At 41.9% G+C, this 23,233-nt stretch carries 18 protein-coding genes, 2 tRNA genes and 1 riboswitch; of the genes, 10 read left to right on the top strand and 10 right to left on the bottom strand.

Annotation, left to right across the window (positions count from 1 at the left end; all coding sequences use genetic code 11):
• Positions 1 to 102: 102 nt before the first annotated feature.
• The gene (locus METVE_RS12790) at positions 103 to 243 is read right to left on the bottom strand and encodes a hypothetical protein (RefSeq protein WP_020167288.1); all 141 of its coding nucleotides are present in this window, start codon (positions 241 to 243) and stop codon (positions 103 to 105) included.
• A 161-nt stretch (positions 244 to 404) separates the two neighbouring features.
• A riboswitch (TPP riboswitch) is annotated at positions 405 to 507 on the top strand.
• A gap of 105 nt (positions 508 to 612) precedes the next feature.
• Here METVE_RS12790 and thiC point away from each other — a divergent pair.
• The gene (thiC, locus tag METVE_RS0104660; protein ID WP_020167286.1) at positions 613 to 2,508 is read left to right on the top strand and encodes a phosphomethylpyrimidine synthase ThiC; all 1,896 of its coding nucleotides are present in this window, start codon (positions 613 to 615) and stop codon (positions 2,506 to 2,508) included.
• A gap of 78 nt (positions 2,509 to 2,586) precedes the next feature.
• Here the strand turns inward: thiC and METVE_RS0104655 are convergent, their stop codons facing one another.
• Positions 2,587 to 3,873: an ATP-binding protein gene (locus tag METVE_RS0104655; RefSeq protein WP_020167285.1), complete on the bottom strand. Its 1,287-nt coding sequence runs from the start codon at positions 3,871 to 3,873 to the stop codon at positions 2,587 to 2,589.
• Between the two features lie 269 nt (positions 3,874 to 4,142).
• Here METVE_RS0104655 and METVE_RS0104650 point away from each other — a divergent pair.
• The 6 genes from METVE_RS0104650 (at position 4,143) to METVE_RS0104625 (ending at position 10,381) form a co-directional block, all read left to right on the top strand.
• Positions 4,143 to 4,218, top strand: a tRNA-Val gene (locus METVE_RS0104650).
• 26 nt (positions 4,219 to 4,244) lie between these two features.
• A tRNA-Asp gene (locus METVE_RS0104645) sits at positions 4,245 to 4,321 on the top strand.
• A 163-nt stretch (positions 4,322 to 4,484) separates the two neighbouring features.
• Positions 4,485 to 5,825, top strand: coding sequence for a pseudouridine synthase (locus METVE_RS0104640; RefSeq protein ID WP_020167284.1), 1,341 nt, complete (start codon positions 4,485 to 4,487; stop codon positions 5,823 to 5,825).
• A gap of 57 nt (positions 5,826 to 5,882) precedes the next feature.
• Positions 5,883 to 6,272 carry a YidB family protein gene (locus METVE_RS0104635; protein ID WP_020167283.1) on the top strand — a complete coding sequence of 130 codons (390 nt, stop codon included), beginning with the start codon at positions 5,883 to 5,885 and terminating at the stop codon, positions 6,270 to 6,272.
• 183 nt (positions 6,273 to 6,455) lie between these two features.
• Positions 6,456 to 7,256 (top strand): undecaprenyl-diphosphate phosphatase, encoded by an 801-nt coding sequence (locus METVE_RS0104630; protein WP_020167282.1) that lies wholly within the window; start codon positions 6,456 to 6,458, stop codon positions 7,254 to 7,256.
• Positions 7,257 to 7,387: 131 nt separating this feature from the next.
• Positions 7,388 to 10,381: an AsmA family protein gene (locus METVE_RS0104625; RefSeq protein WP_020167281.1), complete on the top strand. Its 2,994-nt coding sequence runs from the start codon at positions 7,388 to 7,390 to the stop codon at positions 10,379 to 10,381.
• A 39-nt stretch (positions 10,382 to 10,420) separates the two neighbouring features.
• Here METVE_RS0104625 and METVE_RS12785 read toward each other — a convergent pair whose 3' ends face one another.
• A complete protein-coding gene (locus METVE_RS12785; RefSeq protein ID WP_020167280.1) occupies positions 10,421 to 10,597 on the bottom strand; it encodes a hypothetical protein in 177 nt (58 codons plus the stop codon).
• Between the two features lie 85 nt (positions 10,598 to 10,682).
• Here METVE_RS12785 and mutY point away from each other — a divergent pair, with 85 nt between their 5' ends.
• The gene (gene mutY / locus METVE_RS0104615) at positions 10,683 to 11,732 is read left to right on the top strand and encodes an A/G-specific adenine glycosylase (RefSeq protein WP_020167279.1); all 1,050 of its coding nucleotides are present in this window, start codon (positions 10,683 to 10,685) and stop codon (positions 11,730 to 11,732) included.
• Between the two features lie 78 nt (positions 11,733 to 11,810).
• Here mutY and METVE_RS0104610 read toward each other — a convergent pair whose 3' ends face one another.
• The 3 genes from METVE_RS0104610 to METVE_RS0104600 all read right to left on the bottom strand — a co-directional run bounded on the left by METVE_RS0104610 (position 11,811) and on the right by METVE_RS0104600 (position 13,391).
• Positions 11,811 to 12,041 carry a hypothetical protein gene (locus tag METVE_RS0104610; protein ID WP_020167278.1) on the bottom strand — a complete coding sequence of 77 codons (231 nt, stop codon included), beginning with the start codon at positions 12,039 to 12,041 and terminating at the stop codon, positions 11,811 to 11,813.
• Between the two features lie 152 nt (positions 12,042 to 12,193).
• Positions 12,194 to 12,745, bottom strand: a complete 552-nt coding sequence (gene fae, locus METVE_RS0104605) for a formaldehyde-activating enzyme (RefSeq protein ID WP_020167277.1) — start codon at positions 12,743 to 12,745, stop codon at positions 12,194 to 12,196.
• 163 nt (positions 12,746 to 12,908) lie between these two features.
• Positions 12,909 to 13,391, bottom strand: coding sequence for a GNAT family N-acetyltransferase (locus METVE_RS0104600; protein WP_020167276.1), 483 nt, complete (start codon positions 13,389 to 13,391; stop codon positions 12,909 to 12,911).
• On the opposite strand from METVE_RS0104600, the gene METVE_RS12565 reads away from it, so the two are divergent.
• The gene (locus METVE_RS12565; RefSeq protein WP_020167275.1) at positions 13,378 to 13,860 is read left to right on the top strand and encodes a DoxX family protein; all 483 of its coding nucleotides are present in this window, start codon (positions 13,378 to 13,380) and stop codon (positions 13,858 to 13,860) included. The two genes, METVE_RS0104600 and METVE_RS12565, sit on opposite strands and share 14 nt — an antisense overlap.
• A 57-nt stretch (positions 13,861 to 13,917) precedes the next feature.
• Here the strand turns inward: METVE_RS12565 and METVE_RS0104590 are convergent, their stop codons facing one another.
• Positions 13,918 to 14,868, bottom strand: a complete 951-nt coding sequence (locus tag METVE_RS0104590; protein ID WP_198290302.1) for a quinoprotein relay system zinc metallohydrolase 2 — start codon at positions 14,866 to 14,868, stop codon at positions 13,918 to 13,920.
• A 133-nt stretch (positions 14,869 to 15,001) separates the two neighbouring features.
• Between METVE_RS0104590 and METVE_RS0104585 the strand changes: the two genes are divergently transcribed.
• Entirely contained in the window at positions 15,002 to 15,598 is a 597-nt protein-coding gene (locus METVE_RS0104585) for a cytochrome b (RefSeq protein WP_020167273.1), read from the top strand.
• A 62-nt stretch (positions 15,599 to 15,660) separates the two neighbouring features.
• Here the strand turns inward: METVE_RS0104585 and hemE are convergent, their stop codons facing one another.
• The 3 genes from hemE to METVE_RS0104570 form a co-directional block, all read right to left on the bottom strand.
• Positions 15,661 to 16,725, bottom strand: a complete 1,065-nt coding sequence (hemE, locus tag METVE_RS0104580; protein WP_020167272.1) for a uroporphyrinogen decarboxylase — start codon at positions 16,723 to 16,725, stop codon at positions 15,661 to 15,663.
• Positions 16,726 to 16,844: 119 nt separating this feature from the next.
• Positions 16,845 to 18,272 (bottom strand): glutamate synthase subunit beta, encoded by a 1,428-nt coding sequence (locus tag METVE_RS0104575; RefSeq protein ID WP_020167271.1) that lies wholly within the window; start codon positions 18,270 to 18,272, stop codon positions 16,845 to 16,847.
• Between the two features lie 95 nt (positions 18,273 to 18,367).
• Positions 18,368 to 23,014, bottom strand: a complete 4,647-nt coding sequence (locus METVE_RS0104570) for a glutamate synthase-related protein (protein WP_232415546.1) — start codon at positions 23,012 to 23,014, stop codon at positions 18,368 to 18,370.
• Between the last annotated feature and the right edge of the window lie 219 nt (positions 23,015 to 23,233).

Raw genomic sequence — 23,233 nt, 5'->3', positions numbered from 1 at the left:
TGAGAAAGAGATAAATCAGCAATAGAAAGCAGTACATCAAACAATGCGCTGGTAATCAAAACATCATTACTTAACACTTAAATACTTGTAATTTTTGAATGCTTATAAATAAAGCACGGCAGGGAAAACGGTTATCGCGAACACAAATACCAACCACTCCATATTCCAACGTTCTAGATGCCCAGTGAAATGCAGGGTCAATACAGCAATGGCTAGCGCGTAATAGAGGGCGATGAGTATCATAGTTAACCTACATTATAATTATGTGAACGACTACGGCATTTATAACATTTTTTGCTGAAAAAACCTATATTAAACACTATATTTATTGCAATCTAAGGCCGATAATCACTCTCAAATTTAAAGGCATTTGTTGCCTTTTTAGTGGTTTTCGCGTACATTGCAAACATTGCTAGGGGTCTGATTTATTTCAAAATAAGCCAGTGAGAATCACCCTTTGAACCTGATGCGGGTAATGCCGCCGTAGGAAAGCAGCTTCACAAGCTTTCCTACAAATTTATAGTGGGTAAAGCATCAAAATGCTTTCCTACCAATCTAACCAAAAAAGTAATCTTACTTTTTTGCGCTTGCATAAATGAATAGGAACGCACCATGAACGCCACCGATAAAAATCTGCACAAAAATTTAGCCAAATTTTCAGGCGAAACTGCCGAAATTGATCCAGACACTAAAAAATCTTTCGCAAACTCGCGCAAAGTTTATATTCAAGGTTCACGACCAGACATTCAAGTCCCATTTCGTGAAATCTCACTTTCAGATACACCGTCTATGTTCGGCGCAGAAAAAAACCCGCCTGTGATGGTTTACGATACTTCTGGCGTTTATACAGACCCAAATGTAAGCATAGATATTCGTAACGGTTTGCCTGCTTTACGCGCTGGCTGGATTGAAGAGCGTAACGACACGGAACAATTAGACGGCCCAAGTTCAGCATTCGGCCAAGAACGTAAAACGGATCCAGCGTTAGCTGAAATGCGCTTTAACTTAACACGCTTACCGCGCCGCGCAAAAGCTGGCGCAAACGTTAGCCAAATGCATTACGCACGTAAAGGCATTATCACGCCCGAGATGGAATATATCGCGATTCGTGAAAATCAACGCCGCGAGAACATGAGCGACTTATTACAGAAACAGCATAAAGGTCATGATTTCGGCGCGAGCATTCCAGCAGTTATTACGCCAGAATTTGTACGTTCTGAGGTTGCATTAGGTCGCGCGATTATCCCAGTAAACATTAACCACCCAGAAATCGAGCCGATGATTATTGGCCGTAATTTCTTGGTTAAAATTAACGCAAACATCGGTAACTCTGCGCTTGGTTCTTCAATTTCAGAAGAAGTTGAAAAAATGGTGTGGGGCACACGTTGGGGCGGTGATACTGTGATGGATCTTTCCACCGGTAAAAACATTCATGAAACGCGTGAATGGATTATCCGCAATTCACCAGTGCCAATCGGAACTGTACCAATTTACCAAGCACTGGAAAAAGTAAACGGCAAGGCCGAAGATTTAACATGGGAAATCTTCCGCGATACATTGATTGAACAAGCAGAGCAGGGTGTGGATTACTTCACAATCCACGCTGGCGTACGTTTAGCCTACATCCCAATGACCGCAAAACGCATGACAGGTATCGTGTCACGCGGTGGTTCTATCATGGCGAAATGGTGTTTAGCGCATCATAAAGAATCTTTCCTGTATGACCATTTTGAAGACATCTGCGAAATTATGAAGCAATATGATGTTGCCTTTAGTTTAGGTGATGGTTTACGCCCAGGTTCCATCTACGATGCTAACGATGAAGCGCAATTTGCTGAACTGAAAACATTAGGTGAGTTAACCCAAATCGCTTGGAAGCACGATGTGCAATGTATGATTGAAGGCCCAGGCCATGTGCCGATGCATTTGATCAAAGAAAATATGGAACTGCAATTAGAGCATTGCGGTGAAGCTCCTTTCTACACTTTAGGCCCATTAACCACGGATATCGCACCAGGTTATGACCACATTACTTCGGGCATCGGCGCGGCAATGATTGGTTGGTACGGCTGTGCGATGCTTTGCTATGTAACACCAAAAGAGCATTTAGGCTTGCCAGACAAAGAAGATGTGCGCGTTGGTATCATCACTTACAAAATCGCGGCACATGCGGCTGATTTGGCAAAAGGCCATCCCGGTGCGCAGATTCGTGATAATGCACTTTCAAAAGCACGTTTTGAATTCCGTTGGGATGACCAATTTAACTTGGGTCTTGATCCTGAAAAAGCCAAAGAATTCCACGACGAAACATTGCCGCAAGAAGGCGCAAAACAAGCGCATTTCTGCTCAATGTGCGGCCCGCATTTCTGCTCAATGAAAATCTCACAAGATGTACGTGATTACGCGGCAGAACAAGGCATTGGCGAGCAAGAAGCTTTGCAAAAAGGCATGCAGGACAAAGCCATTGAGTTTGTGAAAAAAGGTAGCGAGGTTTATCAGAAGGTATAAGTTTTAACTCTGTGCCAGATTAAAAAGCCAGCGAAAGCTGGCTTTTTAATCTTATGTAGTAATTAACTGAATAAATTGCTACGTATTTTTATTAACGTATTTATTGTCCTGCGCGTAAAGATGACAATCTAAAGCTTGTGCTCTATATCTATCAGTTAAAGTTGGTTCACAGGATTTTAATTCTTTTGAACTTTGAGCAATTTTATTTAGCTCTTCATAAAGGTTTTTTGAATTGGATTTGATATTGTCCGCCCTGAATAATGCCTTCGGACCGTTGTGGGGAATAGTTCTTGATGCAGGGGACAAAAGTGTCACTTTTTTTCCTATGCGAGTAATTAACGTTTTGTGAAATTTATTACCCAAAAAAGCCCCTGTTGAAGCAATGTCTCCCAATGCATTAATATTTCCATTGTCTGATAATGCTTCATTAAGCATTGCAGAAATGTTCATAGCATCGCAATCTTTTAGCCAATAAAATGCGGGGGTCATAGCTTGTAAACTATACCGAGCAACCCATAATCGCTGCTCATTTGACAAATTTATTAGCTCCCTCTCTCTATACCATCTCCAAGTTATTGCAGAATGTGGAATAGCAAAAGGATCTCTTGTAGTCATCGCTATCCAACCCGCAATTTCTTGTTCGTTTGTTTCGGGGGTAATAGTAAAACTCATTCCTTTTACGGGAATGGCATCTGGAGCATCCTGAATGATAAATCTGGTATGTTCAGGATTAGATCTGTCCTCGGACAAAACGAAAATTTCACTTCCCTTAGGCGCTTCAACTACTTTAGTAATTTTTTCCAATAAGGAGTGCTTAAAGTAATCAATTCTTCTATTAAGAATGTCATCAATATCTCTAGAGTCCATCATGTGATTTGCAGCACTTCGACGAACATATGTTGTTCCCATATGCAAAACCGTTTGAGTTTTGCCACTTAGGTGAATAAATGACGCGTCTTTTGTAATTAAATGTGTTCGGTCATATGATGGGGGTATAAAAATAACTACTAAGTCTTTATCGTCTTTTTTAAATTGCTTAGATCTGATTCGAGTGATTGGAGGATCTATATTTTTATTAATTTTTTGGATGAATTTATTCACATCAACTAATAGTGTTAGTTGATCTTGAGGTAAACCAATAATTTCAAAAGTTGCATTTTTAACACCAAACACAAGATACCCCCCAAAAGTGTTTGTGAAAGCCAATAAATCTTTTGTAATTTCTAGCCATTCCTTATCCGTATTTTCAAAAGCAATTTTAAAATCTATGAGTTCAGTTTCTTCTTTGAAAGTGACAAGACATTCGAATATGTCTTCCGACAAAGGATCATCAGATTTTATACATTCATTAATTGTTATAGGCATATTGTTTTTATTAATTATGGGTTAATCGAACTTATATCTCATATAACTAAAGAGAAAATAATTGCACTCATCTTTTAGAGTAACAGGCCAGCCAATATTTTCAAAATAAAGCAAACTTTAAAAAAATTGTCAGTTCACACTTTATTATTTTATCGGCTTGTAAATAAATCATAAACCGTTATTGAAAAAATAAATGTTTTAACTTTATTAAGGTTAATGATTCAAATTATCAAAATTTATTGTAGAATGCGCACCCTGTCAATGATGACGGGTGCTTAGCTCAGTTGGTAGAGCGTCGCCCTTACAAGGCGAATGTCAGCGGTTCGACCCCGTTAGCACCCACCAGCATTAACAGTCAGCATAACCTGCTAGGAGTGGTAGTTCAGTTGGTTAGAATACCGGCCTGTCACGCCGGGGGTCGCGGGTTCGAGTCCCGTCCACTCCGCCAACATTCTTGTAGTAGCTTCTATTTAAAGTCGTTTTCTATTTAACCTGCATTTCATATTTGCCCTTTAGGCAAACTCCGTCTGTCAATTACAGCTTTAATTTTAGTAAGTGGATGATTGCATTTACAAAATAACAATGAATAATTAAGGACTTGCTACTTAATTTTGTTAAAATGCCAATATTGCCCACCAAGTATTAAGCCTATTTTGACCACGATAAAAATCACCAAAAAATCCAGCGAAACCTCATCAGGAAGCAAAGCGCCTGTACGGCGTGTTGACCCAGCTAGACGCGACAGGACGCAACCGCCGCCAAAGCCTGTGATTAGGGATGCTGTAGATGTAGCAAAATCGACTCAATCGCCAAAAACTGAAGGTGGACGCCAGCGCAATCATCGCTTTGATGGTAAAGCGCACGGTGAACCATTTGCCGAACAGCGGAGTGATACAAGGTCAGATACCGGCAAGCCAACTGAAGGCAGACCCGCCTATAGCAAGTCAAATGAAAATAGACCACTGAGAAGTGAGTTAAGGGCCGAAGTGCCTAACGATTCTAAGCCTGCCAATCATCAAGATTCACCTAAGCCACATAAGCCAGCAGGTAAGGACACGCGCATTACGCCACGCCCTGATAAAAATGAGCCGCAATATCGTCAAGCGCCGCGCCGTGGTGGCAAAGTGCGCGATGGTTATGATGCGGTTGCCACGCCACAGTATGGCGCTGCGGCAAAAGCGGCTTATAAATCATCACCTGTAAACGTAGAAATGCCGCGCCTTTCTAAAGTGATGGCAGAGCGTGGTATTTGTTCCCGCCGCGAAGCAGATGAATGGATTGTGAATGGCTGGGTGAAAGTGGATGGCGAGATTTTGGAAACGCTTGGCACACGCATTAAGCCAGATGCTGAGATTGTGATTAGTGCTTATGCCTATGAACAACAAGCTGAGCAAGTAACGATATTGCTGCATAAACCGGTTGGCTATGTGAGCGGACAAGCGGAAGATGGTTATCAACCTGCGATTGTGCTGGTTCACCCCGATAACGAATGGATGGATGACCCAGATTTAAATAGCTACAACGCTAAAGAATTTCAGCGTGGATTTTTACATGGTCTTGCGCCAGCAGGGCGCTTGGATATTGACTCGACGGGTTTGTTAGTGCTCACTCAGGATGGCCGCATCGCACGTCATTTGATTGGTGAAGATTCCAGTGTAGAAAAAGAATATTTAGTGCGGGTTGAAGGCGAATTAAGTGATGCGGATTTGCAGCGCTTGAATCACGGTTTAAGTTTAGACGGCGAAAAACTCAAGCCAGCTAAAGTCAGTTGGCAGAATGAAGACCAGCTTAGATTCGTTTTACGTGAAGGCAAAAAACGCCAGATCAGACGTATGTGTGAGATGGTCGGCTTGTTTGTGGTCGGCTTAAAACGTGTGCGGATTGGCAGTGTAAATTTAGGTAAATTGCCGCCAGGTCAGTGGCGATATTTAAGAGATAACGAACGTTTTTAAGTTATGCTAATAACGTTGTGATATGCGCTTTATTATTTTCAAATTTAGGAGAGAAAAATGGGTTTATTTGATGGCATTGCTGGTAGCGTATTAGGAAAATTCGGCGGCGAACAAGGCGGCGTTGCGCAAGCTGCGCTGGATTTGTTCAACCAAAATGGCGGCTTAAACGGCATTTTGGAAAAATTTAAAGAAGGCGGATTGGGCGAAGCAGCCGCTTCATGGGTTGGCACAGGTGAAAATGCTACTATTTCAGCCGAGCAGATTTCTAGCATTTTAGGCAATGGCACGATTGCAGAATTAGCCGCTAAAGTAGGCATTAACCCAGAAACATTAAGCGCACAAATTGCAGAACATTTACCTACGTTGGTGGATAAATTAACGCCAGATGGGGAAGTACCTGCTGAATCGGGCAGTTTATTATCAAATGTATTGGCTATGTTGAAATAACTTAACCAATTTTTCTGATTAATAATTAAGACTTGATATTGCGTTTTAATATACGTTTAAAACAGTTTTAGTTTAAAAGCGACATAAAAGATTCAACTTAAAGGGTGCACTCGCACCCTTTATAATTTTTCAAACCTGCTAAAATGTAAATCAATAAATCCCAACACTTAAAAAGCATCAATTATGGACTTAATACTATTTTTTAAAACCATCATCATGGGTTTGGTTGAGGGCGCTACCGAATTTTTACCCATCAGCAGCACAGGGCACTTGATTATTGTGGGCGATATTTTGGGCTTTTTATCCAAAGAAAAGCGCGATGTTTTTGAAATCATCATTCAGTTAGGCGCAATTTTAGCAGTGTGCTGGGCGTTTAAAAAACGTCTAGTCGATACTGTGACCAATCTGACAAAAGAAGCAAAAGCACAGCATTTTGTACGCAATTTGCTGATTGCATTTTTACCGGCAGCATTACTAGGCTTGGCTTTTCACGGCATGATTAAAGAATATTTATTTTCACCGTTCACAGTAGCCATTGCGCTGATTGTTGGCGGTTTTGCCATTTTACTCATCGAAAAACTGCCACTTAAAACGCCCACACAAAGTGTCGATGACATTAGCAGCAAACAAGCATTACAAATTGGCTTTGCTCAAGCGTTAGCATTAGTACCTGGCGTTTCGCGCGCGGGCGCAACCATTTTAGGCGGCATGATTTTTGGGCTAAACCGCACTGTAGCCACTGAGTTTTCATTCTTTTTAGCTATCCCCATCATGTTTGCCGCCACTGGTTATGATTTACTTAAAAGCTGGCGCTTATTGAATGCGGACGATTTAACGGTTTTTGCGATTGGTTTTATCACAGCATTTTTATCAGCTTTAATTGCGGTTAAGTTTTTAATTCGCTTTGTGCAAACACATAATTTTGTGCCATTTGCGTGGTATCGCATTGTGTTTGGTGTGGCCGTTTTATGGTATTTTTGGTGAACTAACTAGTTAACTGTTAATCCCAAATTAACTCACTTAAATTATTGATTTGTTTCAATAAACTATTAGATAATTAAAGCAGTGATTTGACTCTCGTTTTAAAGTGAAAACGTTGGAAAAGAGAAAATAAGATGAACAAATACATTAAGTATGCGCTTTATGGCGTTGGTGGCATTGTTGCATTGGCTTTGTTGATTGCCGCTTATTTTGCTGCGACCTTTAATCCAAACGATTACAAAGACGACATCATTAAACTGGTGAAAGATAAAAAAGAGCGCACGCTGAATATTGAAGGCGATATTAAGTTAAGTTTTTGGCCAAAAATCGGAGCTAATTTAGGCAAACTGTCTATTTCTGAACATAAATCTGACACCGAATTTGCCTCTGTAAATAGTGTTAAGGTGGCTTTGGCAGTGTTGCCTTTGCTGAAAAAACAGTTGGTTGTCGATACCATTTATGTAGATGGCGCAAAAGCTAATATCATCAAATACAAAGATGGCACCACCAATTTTGATGATTTATTGAGCAAAGACGATACGGAGTCTGAAACCATTAAATTTGATATTGATGGCGTGAATGTCATTAATTCTGCAGTGAATTACAGCGATGAAGCTTCTGGCGCAAAATACAGCGTGTCACAATTCAATATGCAATCTGGCCATATCGCTTTAGCTGAGCCAATTGATTTGCAAACCGATTTTGTGTTAACTGCCAACCAACCTGCAATTGCCGCCAATGTGACTTTAAAAGGTAACTTTTTGGCCGACCCTGAAACTAAACACTTTCAAGTAAAAGGCTTAGATAGCCATATTACAGGCGAGATGTTTGGCGGCACCGATTTGGACATTAAAGCAACCGGCAATGTGGATGCGAAAACTGAGCAATTGGAATTTTTGGTCGACGGATTGCAATTGGTCGCTTCTGGCAAATTTGATGGCAGCATGCAAACGGTTGATTTGAGCGCGCCAGCGATTAGCATTTTAAAAGATGAAGTGAATAGCAAAAAAGTCACTATTAGTTTCAACCAAGAAAAAGCCGACGGAAATTTGAAAGCCAATATGGTGCTGGCAGATATGAAAGGCTCACCTAAAGCCTTGCAAAGCAGCGGCATCACAGGCGATTTATCCATGGTACAAGGCAAACGTACAGTTACAGGCACGTTTTCATCGCCATTCAGCGGCAATATCGATAACTTGATATTCGATATTCCAAAATTGGTTGGCAAATTAGATGTAAAAGATCCTAGTTTGCCAAATGGCAGCATGAGCGGCTCATTCAATCTAGGCGCGCACGCGGATATTAAAAAAGAGTTAGTTAACAGTCAATTTGACTTAAATATTGCCGAAACCAAACTGGCTGGTGATATAGATGTGGCGAGTTTTAAAACACCTAATATCAAATTTAACTTAAATGCAGATAAACTGGATTTAAATAAATTGCTGCCAAAATCTAACGAAACCAAAGCCAGCACACCTACAAAAAGTAGCAACAAACCGACAGATTTGTCAGCACTTAAAAACTTATTGTTAGATGGAAAATTAAATATCGGTAGCATTATTTATGAAAAATACCGTGTGTCTGGCTTAAACGTGGCAATTAAAGCAGACGGTGAAAAACTCAGTTTGAGCGGCTTAAACGTTAAAGTGGATAACAGCCAAATCAAAGGTAGTTTAGCAATCAGCCAATTTGCCAAACCTTTGTACACATTCAATTTAGATATCGATCAAGTGGATGTCGACCAATATGTGACGGCTGATTCTGGCAAAAATGCGCCTAGCACCAGCAAACCCGCCAGCGATAAACCATTAGATTTAAGTGCATTAAAAGCCTTGAATGCGAATGGCTCAATACGCGTTGGTAGCCTTAAATATGGCAAAACCAAAGCCAGCAATATCAATATTAATCTAAAAGCCGATGGCGAAAAACTGAGCTTAAATCCATTAAGTGCGAAAGTAGATGATAGTCAAATCAATGCAAATCTGGGGATTAGCCAATTCAGCAATCCCGCTTTTAATTTTGCGATCAATATCGACCAGTTGGACGCTGATCGATACATCACCAAAACCGAGCCTTCTGCCAAAACTGAAACGACTGCAAAAAATTCAGCCGATACGCCGATTGACCTGAGTGCATTAAAAAAGCTTAATGCCTCTGGTGAGGCAAAAATTGGCAAATTAAAACTGGCCAATGTAAAAACACAAAATGTAAACATCGGCCTGAAAGCCAATGGCGGCATAGCAACTTTGTCACCTTTTTCTGCTAATTTATATCAAGGCAGTATGAGCGGTTTGCTAAAAGTGGATGCACGCGCAACGCCAATCATCACGTTTCAACAGAATATGAAAAATATCGCCATCGGCCCATTAATGGTCGATGCGATTAATAATGATATGTTGAGCGGCACTGGCGGCGTGAATGTAGATGTGACGACACAAGGTGCCAGCGTGAATGGCTTGAAAAAAGCACTAGCGGGCAATGCCGCACTGAATTTGGCAAATGGCGCAGTAAAAGGTGTGGATATTGCAGGCAGTATTCGCGATATTAAAAGCAAAGTGGACTTTCTAAAAACCAAAGAAACTAACGCTGATAAATCCAAAAAAACCGATTTCAGCGAATTAACCGCAACCTTTACCATTAAAAATGGCGTGGCGCACAATGAAGATTTGGCCATGAAAGCGCCTGTTCTGCGCCTAGCAAAAGGCGACAGCCGCGGTGATATTGATATTGGTAATGAAACGATTAACTATCTAGCTAAACCCACCATCGTCAAATCGCTTAAAGGACAGGGCGGGGCAGATTTGGATGAACTTAGCGGTATTGGTATTCCAGTTAAGATTACCGGCACATTTGCTAGCCCAAAATATGGCATGGATTTCGCCGCCATTGCGACTGCACTAGCACAATCTAAATTGCTGGATAAAGTGGGCGGTGAAAAAGGCGCGGCTGTAAAAGAGCTCATTAATGGCGGCGATAAAGCAAAAGCGCTGGAAGGTTTGTTAAACAAGAAAAAACCAGCTGATTCTGCAGCAGGTAGCGAAGCAACGCCTGCTCAGCCAGCTGAAGAACCTAAATCATTAAAAGAACAAGCCAAAGAAAAAGCATTGAAAAAACTGCTCAATTTTTGAAAAATTGAGCATAGGTTAACGCTTTAAATTCAGTCTATTTTAATAATCTTTATTATGCCCTGGCGCGTTTTCACTGTTGCCAGGCCCGTTACCATGTTTATTATGGCCTGGTGCGTTCTCACTGTTACCAGGTCCGCGAGGGTCATGTCCTGGCGGTACTGAATAACATGCTGCTACTAGACATACACAAAATAGCATCATTAACACTTGTTTCATTTTTCAATCCTTAATCAGTTAAGCGGTGATATATCATGTTGCAAGAAATCCATCAAAATAGCAAAACGCCTTTTAAAAAAACCCCATGACTTCATTCTCGCAACATATTATCGACTGGCAAAAACAGCACGGTCGTCACGATTTACCTTGGCAAAATACTGTAGATCCTTACGCAATTTGGGTATCAGAAATCATGCTGCAGCAAACCCAAGTGACTGCGGTGATTGGTTATTACGCTAAGTTTATGCAGCGATTTCCCAGCATTGAAATTTTGGCAGCTGCAACGCAAGAAGCCGTTTTGCAACATTGGAGCGGTTTGGGTTATTACTCACGTGCGCGCAATTTGCATGCGGCGGCACAAAAAATTATGGATGATTTTGGCGGCGTTTTTCCACACCAATTTGAGGATATTCAAAGTCTTTCTGGCATCGGTCGCTCTACTGCGGCGGCGATTTCTACTTTTGCGCTCAATTTACCGCAACCGATATTAGACGGTAATGTAAAACGCGTTTTTGCCAGACATTTTAATATTGCTGGCTACACGGGTGCACCAAAAATAGCACAACAATTATGGAAAATCGCCGAACGTGAAAACCCACAAGGTTTGGATAACTGCAAAAATGCAATTAATTACACGCAAGGCTTAATGGATCTAGGTGCAACACTTTGCACACGCACTAAGCCAAAATGTCCTATCTGCCCAGTCAATAGCAGTTGTGAAGCGCTGGCAAATGATCTGGTTAAAACCTTACCAACACCAAAGCCACGTAAAACCTTACCAGAAAGAAGTGTCACCATGCTGGTGCTGATGCATCAGAATGAAGTCATGCTGGAAAAACGTCCGTCTAGCGGAATTTGGGGTGGTTTGTGGAGTTTGCCAGAAGTAACTGATGGCGCAAATATGCACGAAATCGATTTGAAATACTCCACCGCGCTAGAGCCGTTAACGCATGTATTTACGCATTTTAAGTTGCATATCTCACCGCAACTTGTTTATATTGATCGGCTAATTCCACAAGTAAATCAAGCAGCAAAAATTTGGCTGCCGCTTGGCGAAGCGATTGCTGCGGCGATTCCGACACCTATTCGGAAAATTTTGATGTCAATTAAGGCGTTAAGCCAGCAGAATATTTAGCCAAAAAAATCGTTAACTAGCACAACAAAAAAGCCGAATAAATCGGCTTTTTTACTTAACTCAATTTTAATGCAGATATCAATGTGGACGTGATTCCAAGATTCTATCTGCCAGCATTTGAAATCGCGGTGAAACGAATTGTCGGCTTTGCGAACCTGCATCGACAATTGATAATAATTCTTCAATCGCCGATCTAAAACCCAACTCGAATAACCAATAATCCGATTCATTGATTGCAGATTTTTTGTCCGTATTAACCTCTGCACAAAGTCGCTCGAAAGCTTCCTTACATACGTTGCGTTCAGTCATAACAATGTCTCCGAATGTCTTCTTTACACATTAATACTAAATACGTATTTTAGCAATCGCGCTATCGTGCATAGCCAAAATGATTTCAGGCGATGATTTTAAGGTTAAGTTAACACCTAAATTAACCTTAAAATCCGCTTACTCTTGTTTCTTTATTTTTGGTCCCAAGAATCTTCCCACATGCAATGTTTGATTTTGTGACGGTTAGCAATCAACTCATCAATGCTTGGTTCGTCATTTAATGCGCGTTTGATGGCTAATTTAGTCGCGTCATAGTTATTTTTATACATATCCGCTTTGTCTAAATTGCCTTCTTTTTCTAAAGCGATACATCCTGGGTCAATCCATACCAAGCTGATAATACATAATTCGTTCACTTGATCTTTCGGAATAATGCCCTCGATCACGCAATCTAAAATCGCATCAGCAGTTGCAGCTTGAACCACGCCGCCAAATAGGCTGACATCAGTGCTGCCTTTAAGCGTTACTTTTGGCACCGTCATACAAACTGGACGCACCAATTGGTTAATATCACGCACTGCAAACATAGCTGTGTGGCCTTTGCTTTGCGCCATTAAGTTAGCAAATGCTTGGCCTACAGGACCATCAACAGCGCCGATTAAAATCTCTGGCATAGCCGCAGTAACGTCTTTGCCTTCGGTATATATAGTGGCTTCGCCTGCTTTAAAAATGATTTTTGACATAAATTTCTCTCTTGGGGTTTAGTAAAAAGTGTTCAGTGATAAAGTGTTTAATCAAAAGTGTTAATGATTAAAAGTTTTAAAAGTCTATTTTAACAAATGCTTGGCATTGCTAACAATTAATCTTGCCTGTGTTTATTTTAAATGCGTCTAAAATTTATCACATTCAATCCAGCATCAGGCGCATATCTACATGCGGAATCTGCACATCGGTATATTCCTCGCTGATTATTTGAAAACCCGCTTGCTGATAAAAATGAATCGCATGTGTTTGTGCTGATAAATCAATCTGCCGGCTGCCATGGCTGCGACAAATATTGATCGCTTCACCCAATAACATTTTGCCCACGCCCAAACCGCGCCAATGACTTAACACCGCCATACGCCCAATTTTTCCATAATGAATAATGCGTAAACAGCCAATCGCCTGATTGTCATGCATCGCCAATAAGTGCACGGCACCACCGTCAATGTCATCCCACTCAAACTCTGGCGTCACAGATTGCTCATTAATAAACACAGTCGTCCGCACTTCGCGCAAATTACTTTCCGCCTGCTGCCAAGTGACACGTTTAATACTCACTTGTTTAACTGAATCTGGTTCAATTAAATCCTGCTTAACAGGGCTATTTTGTATGGGTAATGGCAAGATTTTGTCCTTAGATAATCGCTACGGCTTGCGTGTTAAGCCTGTTCAGTGCATGATTCAGTTTGATTTTTTATCATCTAATTCGTTAAAGGCTCATATGCAACGTTATTTATCTACTCTTGCTCGCATTTTACTCGCACAAGTTTTTTTATTACAAATCGTTATGTTAATTGTTGGATTTTTCAGCAATCCTGATGGTTATCAACAATATCAAGCTGGCTTGGGCAGTTTAGGTTTACCAGGTATCTTCGCACCATTGATTATTTTGGTACAGTTAGTCGGCGGCTTGGCTTTGTTGTTCGGCTTTAAAACTAAATTTTTTGCGGTATTCATGGCGATTTACGCCATCATCATCTCAGTATTATTACATTTACCTGTGTTGCAATATTGGGCGATTGCAGGCGGTTTATTGATACTTTCTCTCAATCCAGTCACGCCATTCAGCTTAGATAATCTTAAAAAATCTTAATTTATTCAAGTTTTTATAAGGTTAATGCGATAAAAAAAGCGGCTAATGCCGCTTTTTTTATTCCCACTCTAAAGCTGGATAAAGCGTATTCACATTACGCCGATTCGCAATATCAAATAACAGCCATTTGTCTTTTTCGCTCGCAGCGGCAGTATCCATCGCTTTGCCCATATCACCTCCGTTTTTTATCACCGCGCGAATGTCCGTCAACAACGCATTTAAATAACGCTGTTCGTTATTCAGAGCAGCCACCCAATCTTTTGCAACAGGGCCGTGACCAGGAACCACTTGTTTCGCAGGATAGGTTTTAAGTACGTCAATCGCCGCAATCAGTCCTTTAATATCGCCTTCAACCACAGGTGTGCGTTCTATAAACAGTAAGTCGCCTGTAAATAAAGTGCCCGTCTTTGAATCGATTACTGAAATATCCGTATTCGTATGCGCGTTCGGAAAGGGCGTCACTTTTAACGTTCTGCCACCTAAATCTAAATCTGTTGGCGCTTTAATAAGTAAAGTTGGCTTAACGATAATGCTGCCTTTGGCATCTTCACCTAAATATCTCACATTCAATTTATCGTACGCTTCTTGACGTAATTGCATTGCATCTGCCAGCTTAAAATGCCCGACAAACTGTGGCTTATCCTGCAAAAAGACTGCATTGCCAAAAATATGGTCTGGATGCACATGCGTATTGATGACGTATAAAATAGGCTTGTCGGTGACTTTCTTAATCGCCTCGCGCAATTGCTGACCCACTTTTAAACTACCTCCAGTATCAATCACCGCAACGCCACGTTCGCCCACCACAAAACTTATATTGCAAATATCGCCTTGATAACCTTCATCAATATCTAAATGCTTGCCGTGATGCACATAAATGCCATTCCCTATATCTTCAATCGCAAAATTATTTGGTTTAACATCGGCCTGCACACAACCGATTAACGCTAAAAAACACAGCATTAACAATAAAAATTGACTCAATATTAACGACTTATTTATACGCATTTTTATCTACTTTCTGAAAGTCTTGCAGTAAGGATTTTTTCCCATGATAATAGCCCTATCATAATAGTTAGGCCAACGTTTAGGTGTGATGGTTGTCACATAGGTGCTTAATTTAAATAAATGGAAGATTTGTATGACGAATAACGCATCACGCTATACCAAAACCGCTGTAATACTACATTGGCTAATCGCCATCGCCATTTTAGGCATGTTCGCTTTGGGTTGGTATATGACCGGTTTGCCAAAAGAGGGCGCCAAACAAATATCGTATGACTTATTTGATTTAGGCGTTTACACATGGCAATTGGCTGAAGAAGCCACACCACGTACGTTTTATTTCAATCTGCATAAGTCTATTGGCATTACACTATTCGGCTTAATCATTATTCGTATTCTTTGGCGCATCACGCATAAACCACCTGCGCTACTTACCACTTACAAAGTTTGGGAACGTAAATTAGCCACTGGCACACATCACTTTCTTTATTTATTGATGATTGCCATGCCATTAAGCGGATTGATCACCGCTGTTTCCAGCAAATATGGCGTGAAATGGTTTGGCGTGCCGTTTATTAAGGGTTTAGATGACGCTGGTTTACGTGATATTTTTGAAGCGGCACACGAAATAATCGCCATCATTATTTTAGTCGTGCTGTTTTTGCACATCGCTGGCGCGCTTAAACATAAGTTTATTGATAAAGATGACACGCTTAAACGCATGTCGCTCTAATTATTAGCAAAATACTTAACACTATTTTTACATTAAAAAAGCCCGCAATTGCGGGCTTTTTATTACTGATGATACTGCTTACTATGTTCTCGAACTGCGGCAAGCATCGCCGCTGCGTTTTCAGGCGGCGTCCATTGTGTGATGCCGTGACCTAAATTAAATACATGACCGTTGCCATGACCGTAACTGGCTAAGATATTCGCAACTTCTTTTTCGATTGCTTCTGGTGTTGATAACAAAATAGCTGGGTCTAAGTTGCCTTGCAGCGCTACTTTACCGCCAACACGTTGACGTGCTGAACCGATATCGACAGTCCAGTCTAAACCTAATGCATCTGCGCCAATCTCTGCTTGTGCTTCTAACCATAACGCGCCGCCTTTGGTGAAAACGACGCTGGGAACTTTACGACCTTCGTTATCTTTAGTTAAGCCTGCCACGATTTTATGCATGTAGTTTAGCGAAAATTCTTTGTATGCATTGTGTGAAAGTGCGCCACCCCATGAGTCGAATATCATCACTGCTTGTGCGCCTGCAGCGATTTGCGCATTTAGGTATTGAATGACTGTTTGTGCGGTGGTTTCTAAAATATGGTGCAGTAAATCTGGTCGCGCGTAAGCCATTTTTTTGATATTTAAAAAATCCGTACCGCCTTTGCCTTCCACCATATATGTCGCAAGCGTCCACGGACTGCCTGAGAATCCAATCAGCGGCACGCGGCCATTAATCGTTTTGCGAATCTGGCTAACGGCATCAAATACGTAATGCAGTTTTGCCATGTCTGGTACGGTTAACTTCTGTATATCGGCTTCTTCGCGCAAAGTACGCTCAAATTTTGGGCCTTCGCCTTCTTCAAAATATAAGCCTAAACCCATTGCATCTGGCACGGTGAGAATATCAGAGAACAAAATAGAAGCATCTAATAATGGATAACGATCTAGCGGTTGCATCGTCACTTCAGTCGCAAAATCTGGGCTTTTGCATAGCTGCAAAAAGCTACCCGCGGTTTTACGGCTTTGTTTATACTCTGGCAAATAACGTCCAGCTTGACGCATCATCCACACTGGCGTGTAGTCTGTGGGTTGGCGCATCAGCGCTTTTAAGAATGTATCGTTTTGCAATTGACTCATGATTTACTACCTAAATAACGACTTAATTTTCGGCCTAATAAAAAAGGACACAAAGCAGTTTTACTTTGCATCCTTTGTTTTCTAATTCACTTAACTAAATTCAAATTCAGTTTGGCTATTTAACGCGGCAGTGTGGATGAACCCATTAAGAACTCATCTACGGCTTTTGCCGCTTGGCGACCTTCGCGAATTGCCCAAACCACCAAGGATTGACCGCGACGCACATCACCCGCAGCGAATACTTTAGCCTTGCTGGTTTTATAACTTTCAGCGCCCTCAGTGGTCGCTTTTGCATTACCGCGATTGTCTTTTTCTACGCCAAATGCATCTAACAATTTTTGCACTGGTGAGACAAAACCCATCGCCAATAATACTAAATCGGCCTTAATCACAAACTCAGTATCAGCAACTTCAACCATTTTGCCGTCTTTCCATTCTACTTTACAGCCTTTTAGCGCGGCCACTTTACCATTTTCGCCAATTAGTTCTTTAGTGGTAATAGACCAATCGCGGTTCGCACCTTCTTCATGCGAACTTGAAGTACGCATTTTAAGTGGCCAATTTGGCCAAAATAGCTCTTTATTCTCTTTTTCTGGCGGCTGCGGCATTAACTCAAACTGCGTGATACTTAACGCGCCATGACGGTTTGACGTGCCTACGCAGTCAGAACCTGTATCGCCACCACCAATCACGACAACGTTTTTATTGGTCGCCATCACTTGGTTAGCAATCGTGTCGCCTGCGACCACTTTATTTTGCGGCGTTAAAAAATCCATTGCGTACATCACGCCATCTAACTCGCGACCTGTGACGGGTAAATCGCGTGGATGCTCAGCACCGCCAGCTAAAATAACCGCATCAAATTCTGCTAATAAATCATCCGCAAGCACATTTTCGCCCACGTTTTGATTGACGCGAAACTCAACGCCCTCGGCTTCCATCTGCGTCATACGACGATCAATATGGAATTTTTCCATTTTGAAATCTGGAATACCATAGCGCAACAAACCACCGATGCGACTACTTTTTTCTAATACAACAACGTCATGGCCAACGCGCGCTAACTGTTGCGCAGCGGCTAATCCTGCAGGGCCTGAGCCCACAATCGCGACTTTCTTACCTGTTTTGTGCGTTGGAACTTGCGGTGTTACCCAATCGTTTTCCCATGCTTTATCGATAATCGCGTGCTCAATCGACTTAATGCCAACCGGATCAGCATTAATATTCAATGTACAGGCAGCTTCGCAAGGCGCCGGGCAAATACGACCAGTAAACTCCGGGAAATTATTAGTTGAATGCAACACATCGATTGCGCCACGCCAATCTTGGCTATAAACCAGATCATTCCAATCCGGAATAATATTATTGATTGGACAACCAGTTGTACAGAACGGAATGCCGCAATCCATACAGCGCGCGCCTTGTTGCTTGGCTTGATCGTCCGTTAAATGCAGCACAAATTCTTTGTAATTCTTAACACGATCAACGACTGGTAGATTTGCTTCTGCCAGTCGTTCAAACTCCATAAAACCTGTTACTTTGCCCATACTAATAAGCCCTTACCCATATTTAATTTTTTTTGCCGTGTTTTTAGTGTTAACTTTTTAACAAGCAAGTTTACAGCCAACTTTGTGTAAGCACGTTATGCTGCTACCAATGCCTTGTCTTCAGCCAACTCAATCAACGCACGTTTATATTCGTTTGGCATCACTTTTACAAATTTAGCTCTGTAATTTGCCCAATCTGCCAACATCGCACTAGCACGCACGCTGCCTGTGTATTTGGCGTGATTTTCAATCAGCGTTTTCAATGTGATTTCATCTGGCTGATCTAAATGATGTATTTTTCCAACACAAGATTCTGCAGTTTCCACTTTTTCTAGCGACACCATGCTCATGTTGCAACGTCTAGCAAACAAGCCATCTTCATCGTAAACATAAGCCACGCCGCCACTCATCCCTGCAGCAAAGTTTTGGCCTGTTACGCCTAAAACGACTACCGTTCCGCCTGTCATATATTCACAACCGTGGTTGCCTACGCCCTCAACTACCGCAGATGCACCAGAATTGCGCACACAGAAACGTTCACCTGCCACGCCTCTAAAGTAGCTTTCACCTGTGGTTGCACCGTACATTACGGTATTACCGATGATGATATTTTCGTGCGCAATACCACGGAACGCGACTGGCGGTTTGATGGTGATACGTCCGCCACACAAACCTTTACCAACGTAATCGTTACCTTCACCCGTTAATTCAAACGTGATACCTTTGGCTAAAAATGCCGCAAAACTTTGGCCAGATGTACCAGTGAAATTCACGTGAATCGTGTCATCTGGCAAGCCAGTATTGCCATAGCGCGTCGCAACTTGGTTTGATAACATGGTTCCAACAGTACGATTTGTGTTGGTGATTGGAATATCTAACACGACTTTTTTGCCAGTTTCTAATGCGTCATTAGCAAGCGTGATTAACTTGTTATCCAACGCATTAATTAGTCCATGGTCTTGCACGTCATTATTTTTGCGTGAGACACTGGCTGGCATTTCTGGCAAGTGGAATACTTTACTGAAATCTAAGCCATTGATTTTCCAGTGATCGATACCTGCTTGCATATCCAGTAAATCGGCACGACCAATCAAGTCATCAAATTTGGCAATACCGATTGAAGCCATTAATTCACGTACTTCTTCAGCGACAAAGAAGAAGTAATTCACCACATGTTCAGGTTGTCCAGTAAAGCGTTTACGTAATTCTGGATCTTGCGTAGCCACGCCAACTGGGCAAGTATTTAGATGGCATTTACGCATCATGATACAGCCTTCAACTACTAGCGGCGCCGTTGCGAAACCGAATTCATCTGCACCTAACAATGCACCAATCAGCACGTCGCGGCCTGTTTTCATTTGTCCGTCAACTTGCACAACTACGCGACCGCGCAATTGATTCAGCACTAAAGTCTGCTGTGTTTCAGCCAAGCCTAATTCCCACGGCGTACCTGCATGTTTGACTGATGAGATTGGCGATGCGCCAGTTCCACCATCATGACCTGCAACCACGATGTGATCTGATTTCGCTTTCGCTACACCTGCCGCTACGGTACCGATACCAGTTTCAGAAACCAGTTTTACCGAGATTGAGGCTTTTGGATTGGCATTTTTAAGGTCATGAATCAATTGCGCTAAATCTTCAATTGAATAGATATCATGATGTGGAGGCGGTGAAATCAAACCCACGCCCGGTACTGAAAAACGCAATTTAGCGATATATTCTGAAACCTTATGACCAGGTAATTGACCACCTTCACCTGGTTTTGCACCTTGTGCCATTTTGATTTGAATTTGATCGGCTGAAGCCAAATACTCAGCAGTCACACCAAAACGACCAGATGCCACTTGTTTAATGCGTGAGCGCATAGAGTCGCCCGCTTTAAGTGGAATATCGCGCACAATATTTTTGGCGCCAATCACGTTTGCCATGGTGGTATCACTAGCTACTGGAATGAAACGTTTCGCGTCTTCGCCACCTTCACCGGTATTTGATTTACCACCAATTCGGTTCATCGCGATGGCTAGAGTTGCATGCGCTTCGGTAGAAATAGAACCTAAAGACATAGCGCCTGTAGCAAAGCGTTTGACGATTTCTTTGGCTGACTCAACTGAATCTAGTGGAATGGCTGAACCCGCTGATTTAATTTCAAACAAGCCACGCAAAGTCATATGGCGGCGCGTTTGGTCATTAATTAACGCGGCATATTCTTTATAAGTCGTCGCAGAGTTAGTACGTGTCGCATGTTGTAATTTTGCGATGGAATCTGGCGTCCACATATGCTCTTCGCCACGCACACGGAATGCGTACTCGCCGCCTGCATCAAGGCTATTCGCCAATACAGGATCATCGCCAAAAGCACTTAAATGTAAACGTTCAGCTTCTTCTGCGACTTGATCTAAGCCTATACCTTCGATATTAGTCGCAGTGCCAGTAAAGTACTTGTCTACAAACGCTGTGTTTAAGCCAATTGCTTCAAAAATTTGTGCGCCACAGTAAGACTGGTATGTAGAAATGCCCATTTTCGACATCACTTTGTACAAACCTTTGCCGATAGCTTTTACGAATTTTTTGGCACCTTCGTCATTTGTTTTACTATTTGATTGGTCATTCGCCATATGATTAATGGTTTCAAACGCTAACCATGGGCAAACCGCTTCGGCCCCGTAACCAGCAAGCAATGCAAAATGATGTACTTCGCGCGCAGAGCCTGTATCTATTACCAAACCAGTGCTGGTTCTTAGGCCATGTTGCACTAAATGCTCATGTGTTGCAGAGCAAGCCAGCAGGGCAGGAATCGCCAGGCGGTCTGCACTAACGTTTCTGTCTGACAGAATTAAAATATTAAATCCATCATGCACTGCGCTTTCTGCAGCACTTGCAATATTCGCTACCGCAGCAGCCATGCCATCCTTACCTAATGTTGTAGGGTAGGTAATGTCTAGCACTAAAGATTTATATTGGTTGTGCGTGAGCGTTGCAATAGCTTTTAATTGCTCTAACTCATCCAGCATTAATACTGGCTGTCCAGCTTCCAAGCGCATTGGTGGAGTAGTTTCATCCACGCCTAACAAGTTTGGTTTAGGACCAATAAATGTCACCAACGACATCACCAATTCTTCACGAATCGGGTCAATTGGCGGGTTAGTCACTTGTGCGAATAACTGTTTGAAATAGTTGTACAGCAGTTTTGGTTTGGCTGACAACACAGGTAATGCTGCGTCATTACCCATAGACCCGGCACCTTCTTCGCCATTAGCGACCATTGGTGCCATTACAAATTTGATATCTTCCTGCGTATAACCAAATGCTTGTTGTGTATCTAACAAGCTGGCAGCCATTTCTAGCTTGCCCTCTACTTTTGACATATCGCTCAAAAAGTAGCGTGTTTTTTCAATCCATTGTTTATAAGGTTTGGCTGTTGCTAGCGCATTTTTCACTTCAGCATCGCCAATAATACGGCCTTCTTCAGTATCAATCAGCAACATTTTTCCTGGCTCTAAGCGCCATTTTTTCACGATTTTTTCTTGTGAAAAAGTCAGCACACCCATTTCAGATGCCATCATCACTATGTCGTCATCTGTCACTAAATAGCGAGCAGGGCGCAGACCGTTACGGTCCAATGTTGCGCCAATCATGCGGCCATCGGTAAATGCTACCGCTGCTGGGCCATCCCATGGCTCCATTAATGCTGCGTGATATTCATAAAAAGCTCGGCGCTCTTCATCCATTAGCGGCTTACCTGCGCCATCTTTTGCGCCCCAAGCTTCAGGAATCAACATCATCATTGCGTGTGGCAATGAATAACCACCAGCGACTAACAACTCTAAACAGTTATCAAAACAAGCTGAATCTGACTGACCTTCTGCAATTAATGGCCAAAGCTTCTCTAAATCCTCACCAATCACGCTTGACCTCATTGTCTCGTGACGCGCTGCCATCCAATTCACGTTGCCTTGCACGGTATTGATTTCACCGTTATGCGCAATCATGCGGAATGGATGGGCTAAATCCCAAGCAGGGAAAGTATTAGTTGAAAAGCGTTGATGCACTAGCGCTAGTGCTGAAACGACGCTTTCATCGTTTAAATCCGTGTAATAAACGCCTACTTCGTTCGCCAACAACATACCTTTGTAAACAATGGTACGTGAAGATAACGACGGTATGTAAAAAGCGGCTTTGTCATTTAAATTTAAAGCGCGTACAGCATGCTCAATACGTTTACGGATGACAAACAATTTACGCTCAAACACATTTTGATCTGAAACTGTGCTTGCAATAATCACTTGTCGCATAATCGGCTCAACATCGCGTGCAGCTTGGGCAATATTACTATTGTTCACCGGCACATCACGCCAACCAAGGAATGTTTGGTTTTCTTCTGCAATGATTTTTGTGATTAGCGCTTCGCAAGCTTCACGACTTTTTGCAACTTGCGGTAAAAAAACATTACCAACTGCGTATTGACCTGCTTCTGGGAGACTGATATTCAGCTTAACGGCTTGTTTACGCATAAATGCATCTGGCATTTGCATTAACAAACCTGCGCCATCACCCAGCTTGGGATCGTAACCTGTCGCACCACGATGCGTTAGATTGGTGAGCAGCTCCAAACCTTTTTGCACAATTTCATGGCTTTTCTTACCTTTAATGTGCGCAACAAAACCCACACCACAGGCATCTTTTTCGTTTGCTGAATTGTATAAACCTTGATTTTTAGGAGCTAGGCTATTTTGAGCCATACTTTTAGCCTCCTGTATTTCAGTTTTTGGGTTTAGCACTTCAATCTTAAGTGTCATTTCGGATTGCATATTCTTAGCCTAATAATTCTGTATCAAAACATTTAGCGGAACCTTCAATAATACCGTTTAATGCTTTCAAGTTCAATCGCTTAAGTGCAGATTGATGATATTTTCAGCGCAAAAAAGCTCTATCAAACTAAAATAATTTGACAATGCAAA

It is taken from the genome of Methylotenera versatilis 79 (assembly GCF_000384375.1).
Lineage (GTDB): Bacteria > Pseudomonadota > Gammaproteobacteria > Burkholderiales > Methylophilaceae > Methylotenera_A > Methylotenera_A versatilis_B.
Note: the sequence above shows the minus strand (reverse complement) of the source record. Positions and strands in the feature narration are given on the sequence as shown.

Coding starts and splice junctions, on each gene's coding strand:
- METVE_RS12790 (WP_020167288.1), bottom strand. CDS start 243: ATGATACTCATCGCCCTCTATTACGCGCTAGCCATTGCTGTATTGACC.
- thiC (WP_020167286.1), top strand. CDS start 613: ATGAACGCCACCGATAAAAATCTGCACAAAAATTTAGCCAAATTTTCA.
- METVE_RS0104655 (WP_020167285.1), bottom strand. CDS start 3,873: ATGCCTATAACAATTAATGAATGTATAAAATCTGATGATCCTTTGTCG.
- METVE_RS0104635 (WP_020167283.1), top strand. CDS start 5,883: ATGGGTTTATTTGATGGCATTGCTGGTAGCGTATTAGGAAAATTCGGC.
- METVE_RS0104630 (WP_020167282.1), top strand. CDS start 6,456: ATGGACTTAATACTATTTTTTAAAACCATCATCATGGGTTTGGTTGAG.
- METVE_RS0104625 (WP_020167281.1), top strand. CDS start 7,388: ATGAACAAATACATTAAGTATGCGCTTTATGGCGTTGGTGGCATTGTT.
- METVE_RS12785 (WP_020167280.1), bottom strand. CDS start 10,597: ATGAAACAAGTGTTAATGATGCTATTTTGTGTATGTCTAGTAGCAGCA.
- mutY (WP_020167279.1), top strand. CDS start 10,683: ATGACTTCATTCTCGCAACATATTATCGACTGGCAAAAACAGCACGGT.
- METVE_RS0104610 (WP_020167278.1), bottom strand. CDS start 12,041: ATGACTGAACGCAACGTATGTAAGGAAGCTTTCGAGCGACTTTGTGCA.
- fae (WP_020167277.1), bottom strand. CDS start 12,745: ATGTCAAAAATCATTTTTAAAGCAGGCGAAGCCACTATATATACCGAA.
- METVE_RS12565 (WP_020167275.1), top strand. CDS start 13,378: ATGGGTAATGGCAAGATTTTGTCCTTAGATAATCGCTACGGCTTGCGT.
- METVE_RS0104590 (WP_198290302.1), bottom strand. CDS start 14,868: ATGCGTATAAATAAGTCGTTAATATTGAGTCAATTTTTATTGTTAATG.
- METVE_RS0104585 (WP_020167273.1), top strand. CDS start 15,002: ATGACGAATAACGCATCACGCTATACCAAAACCGCTGTAATACTACAT.
- hemE (WP_020167272.1), bottom strand. CDS start 16,725: ATGAGTCAATTGCAAAACGATACATTCTTAAAAGCGCTGATGCGCCAA.
- METVE_RS0104575 (WP_020167271.1), bottom strand. CDS start 18,272: ATGGGCAAAGTAACAGGTTTTATGGAGTTTGAACGACTGGCAGAAGCA.
- METVE_RS0104570 (WP_232415546.1), bottom strand. CDS start 23,014: ATGGCTCAAAATAGCCTAGCTCCTAAAAATCAAGGTTTATACAATTCA.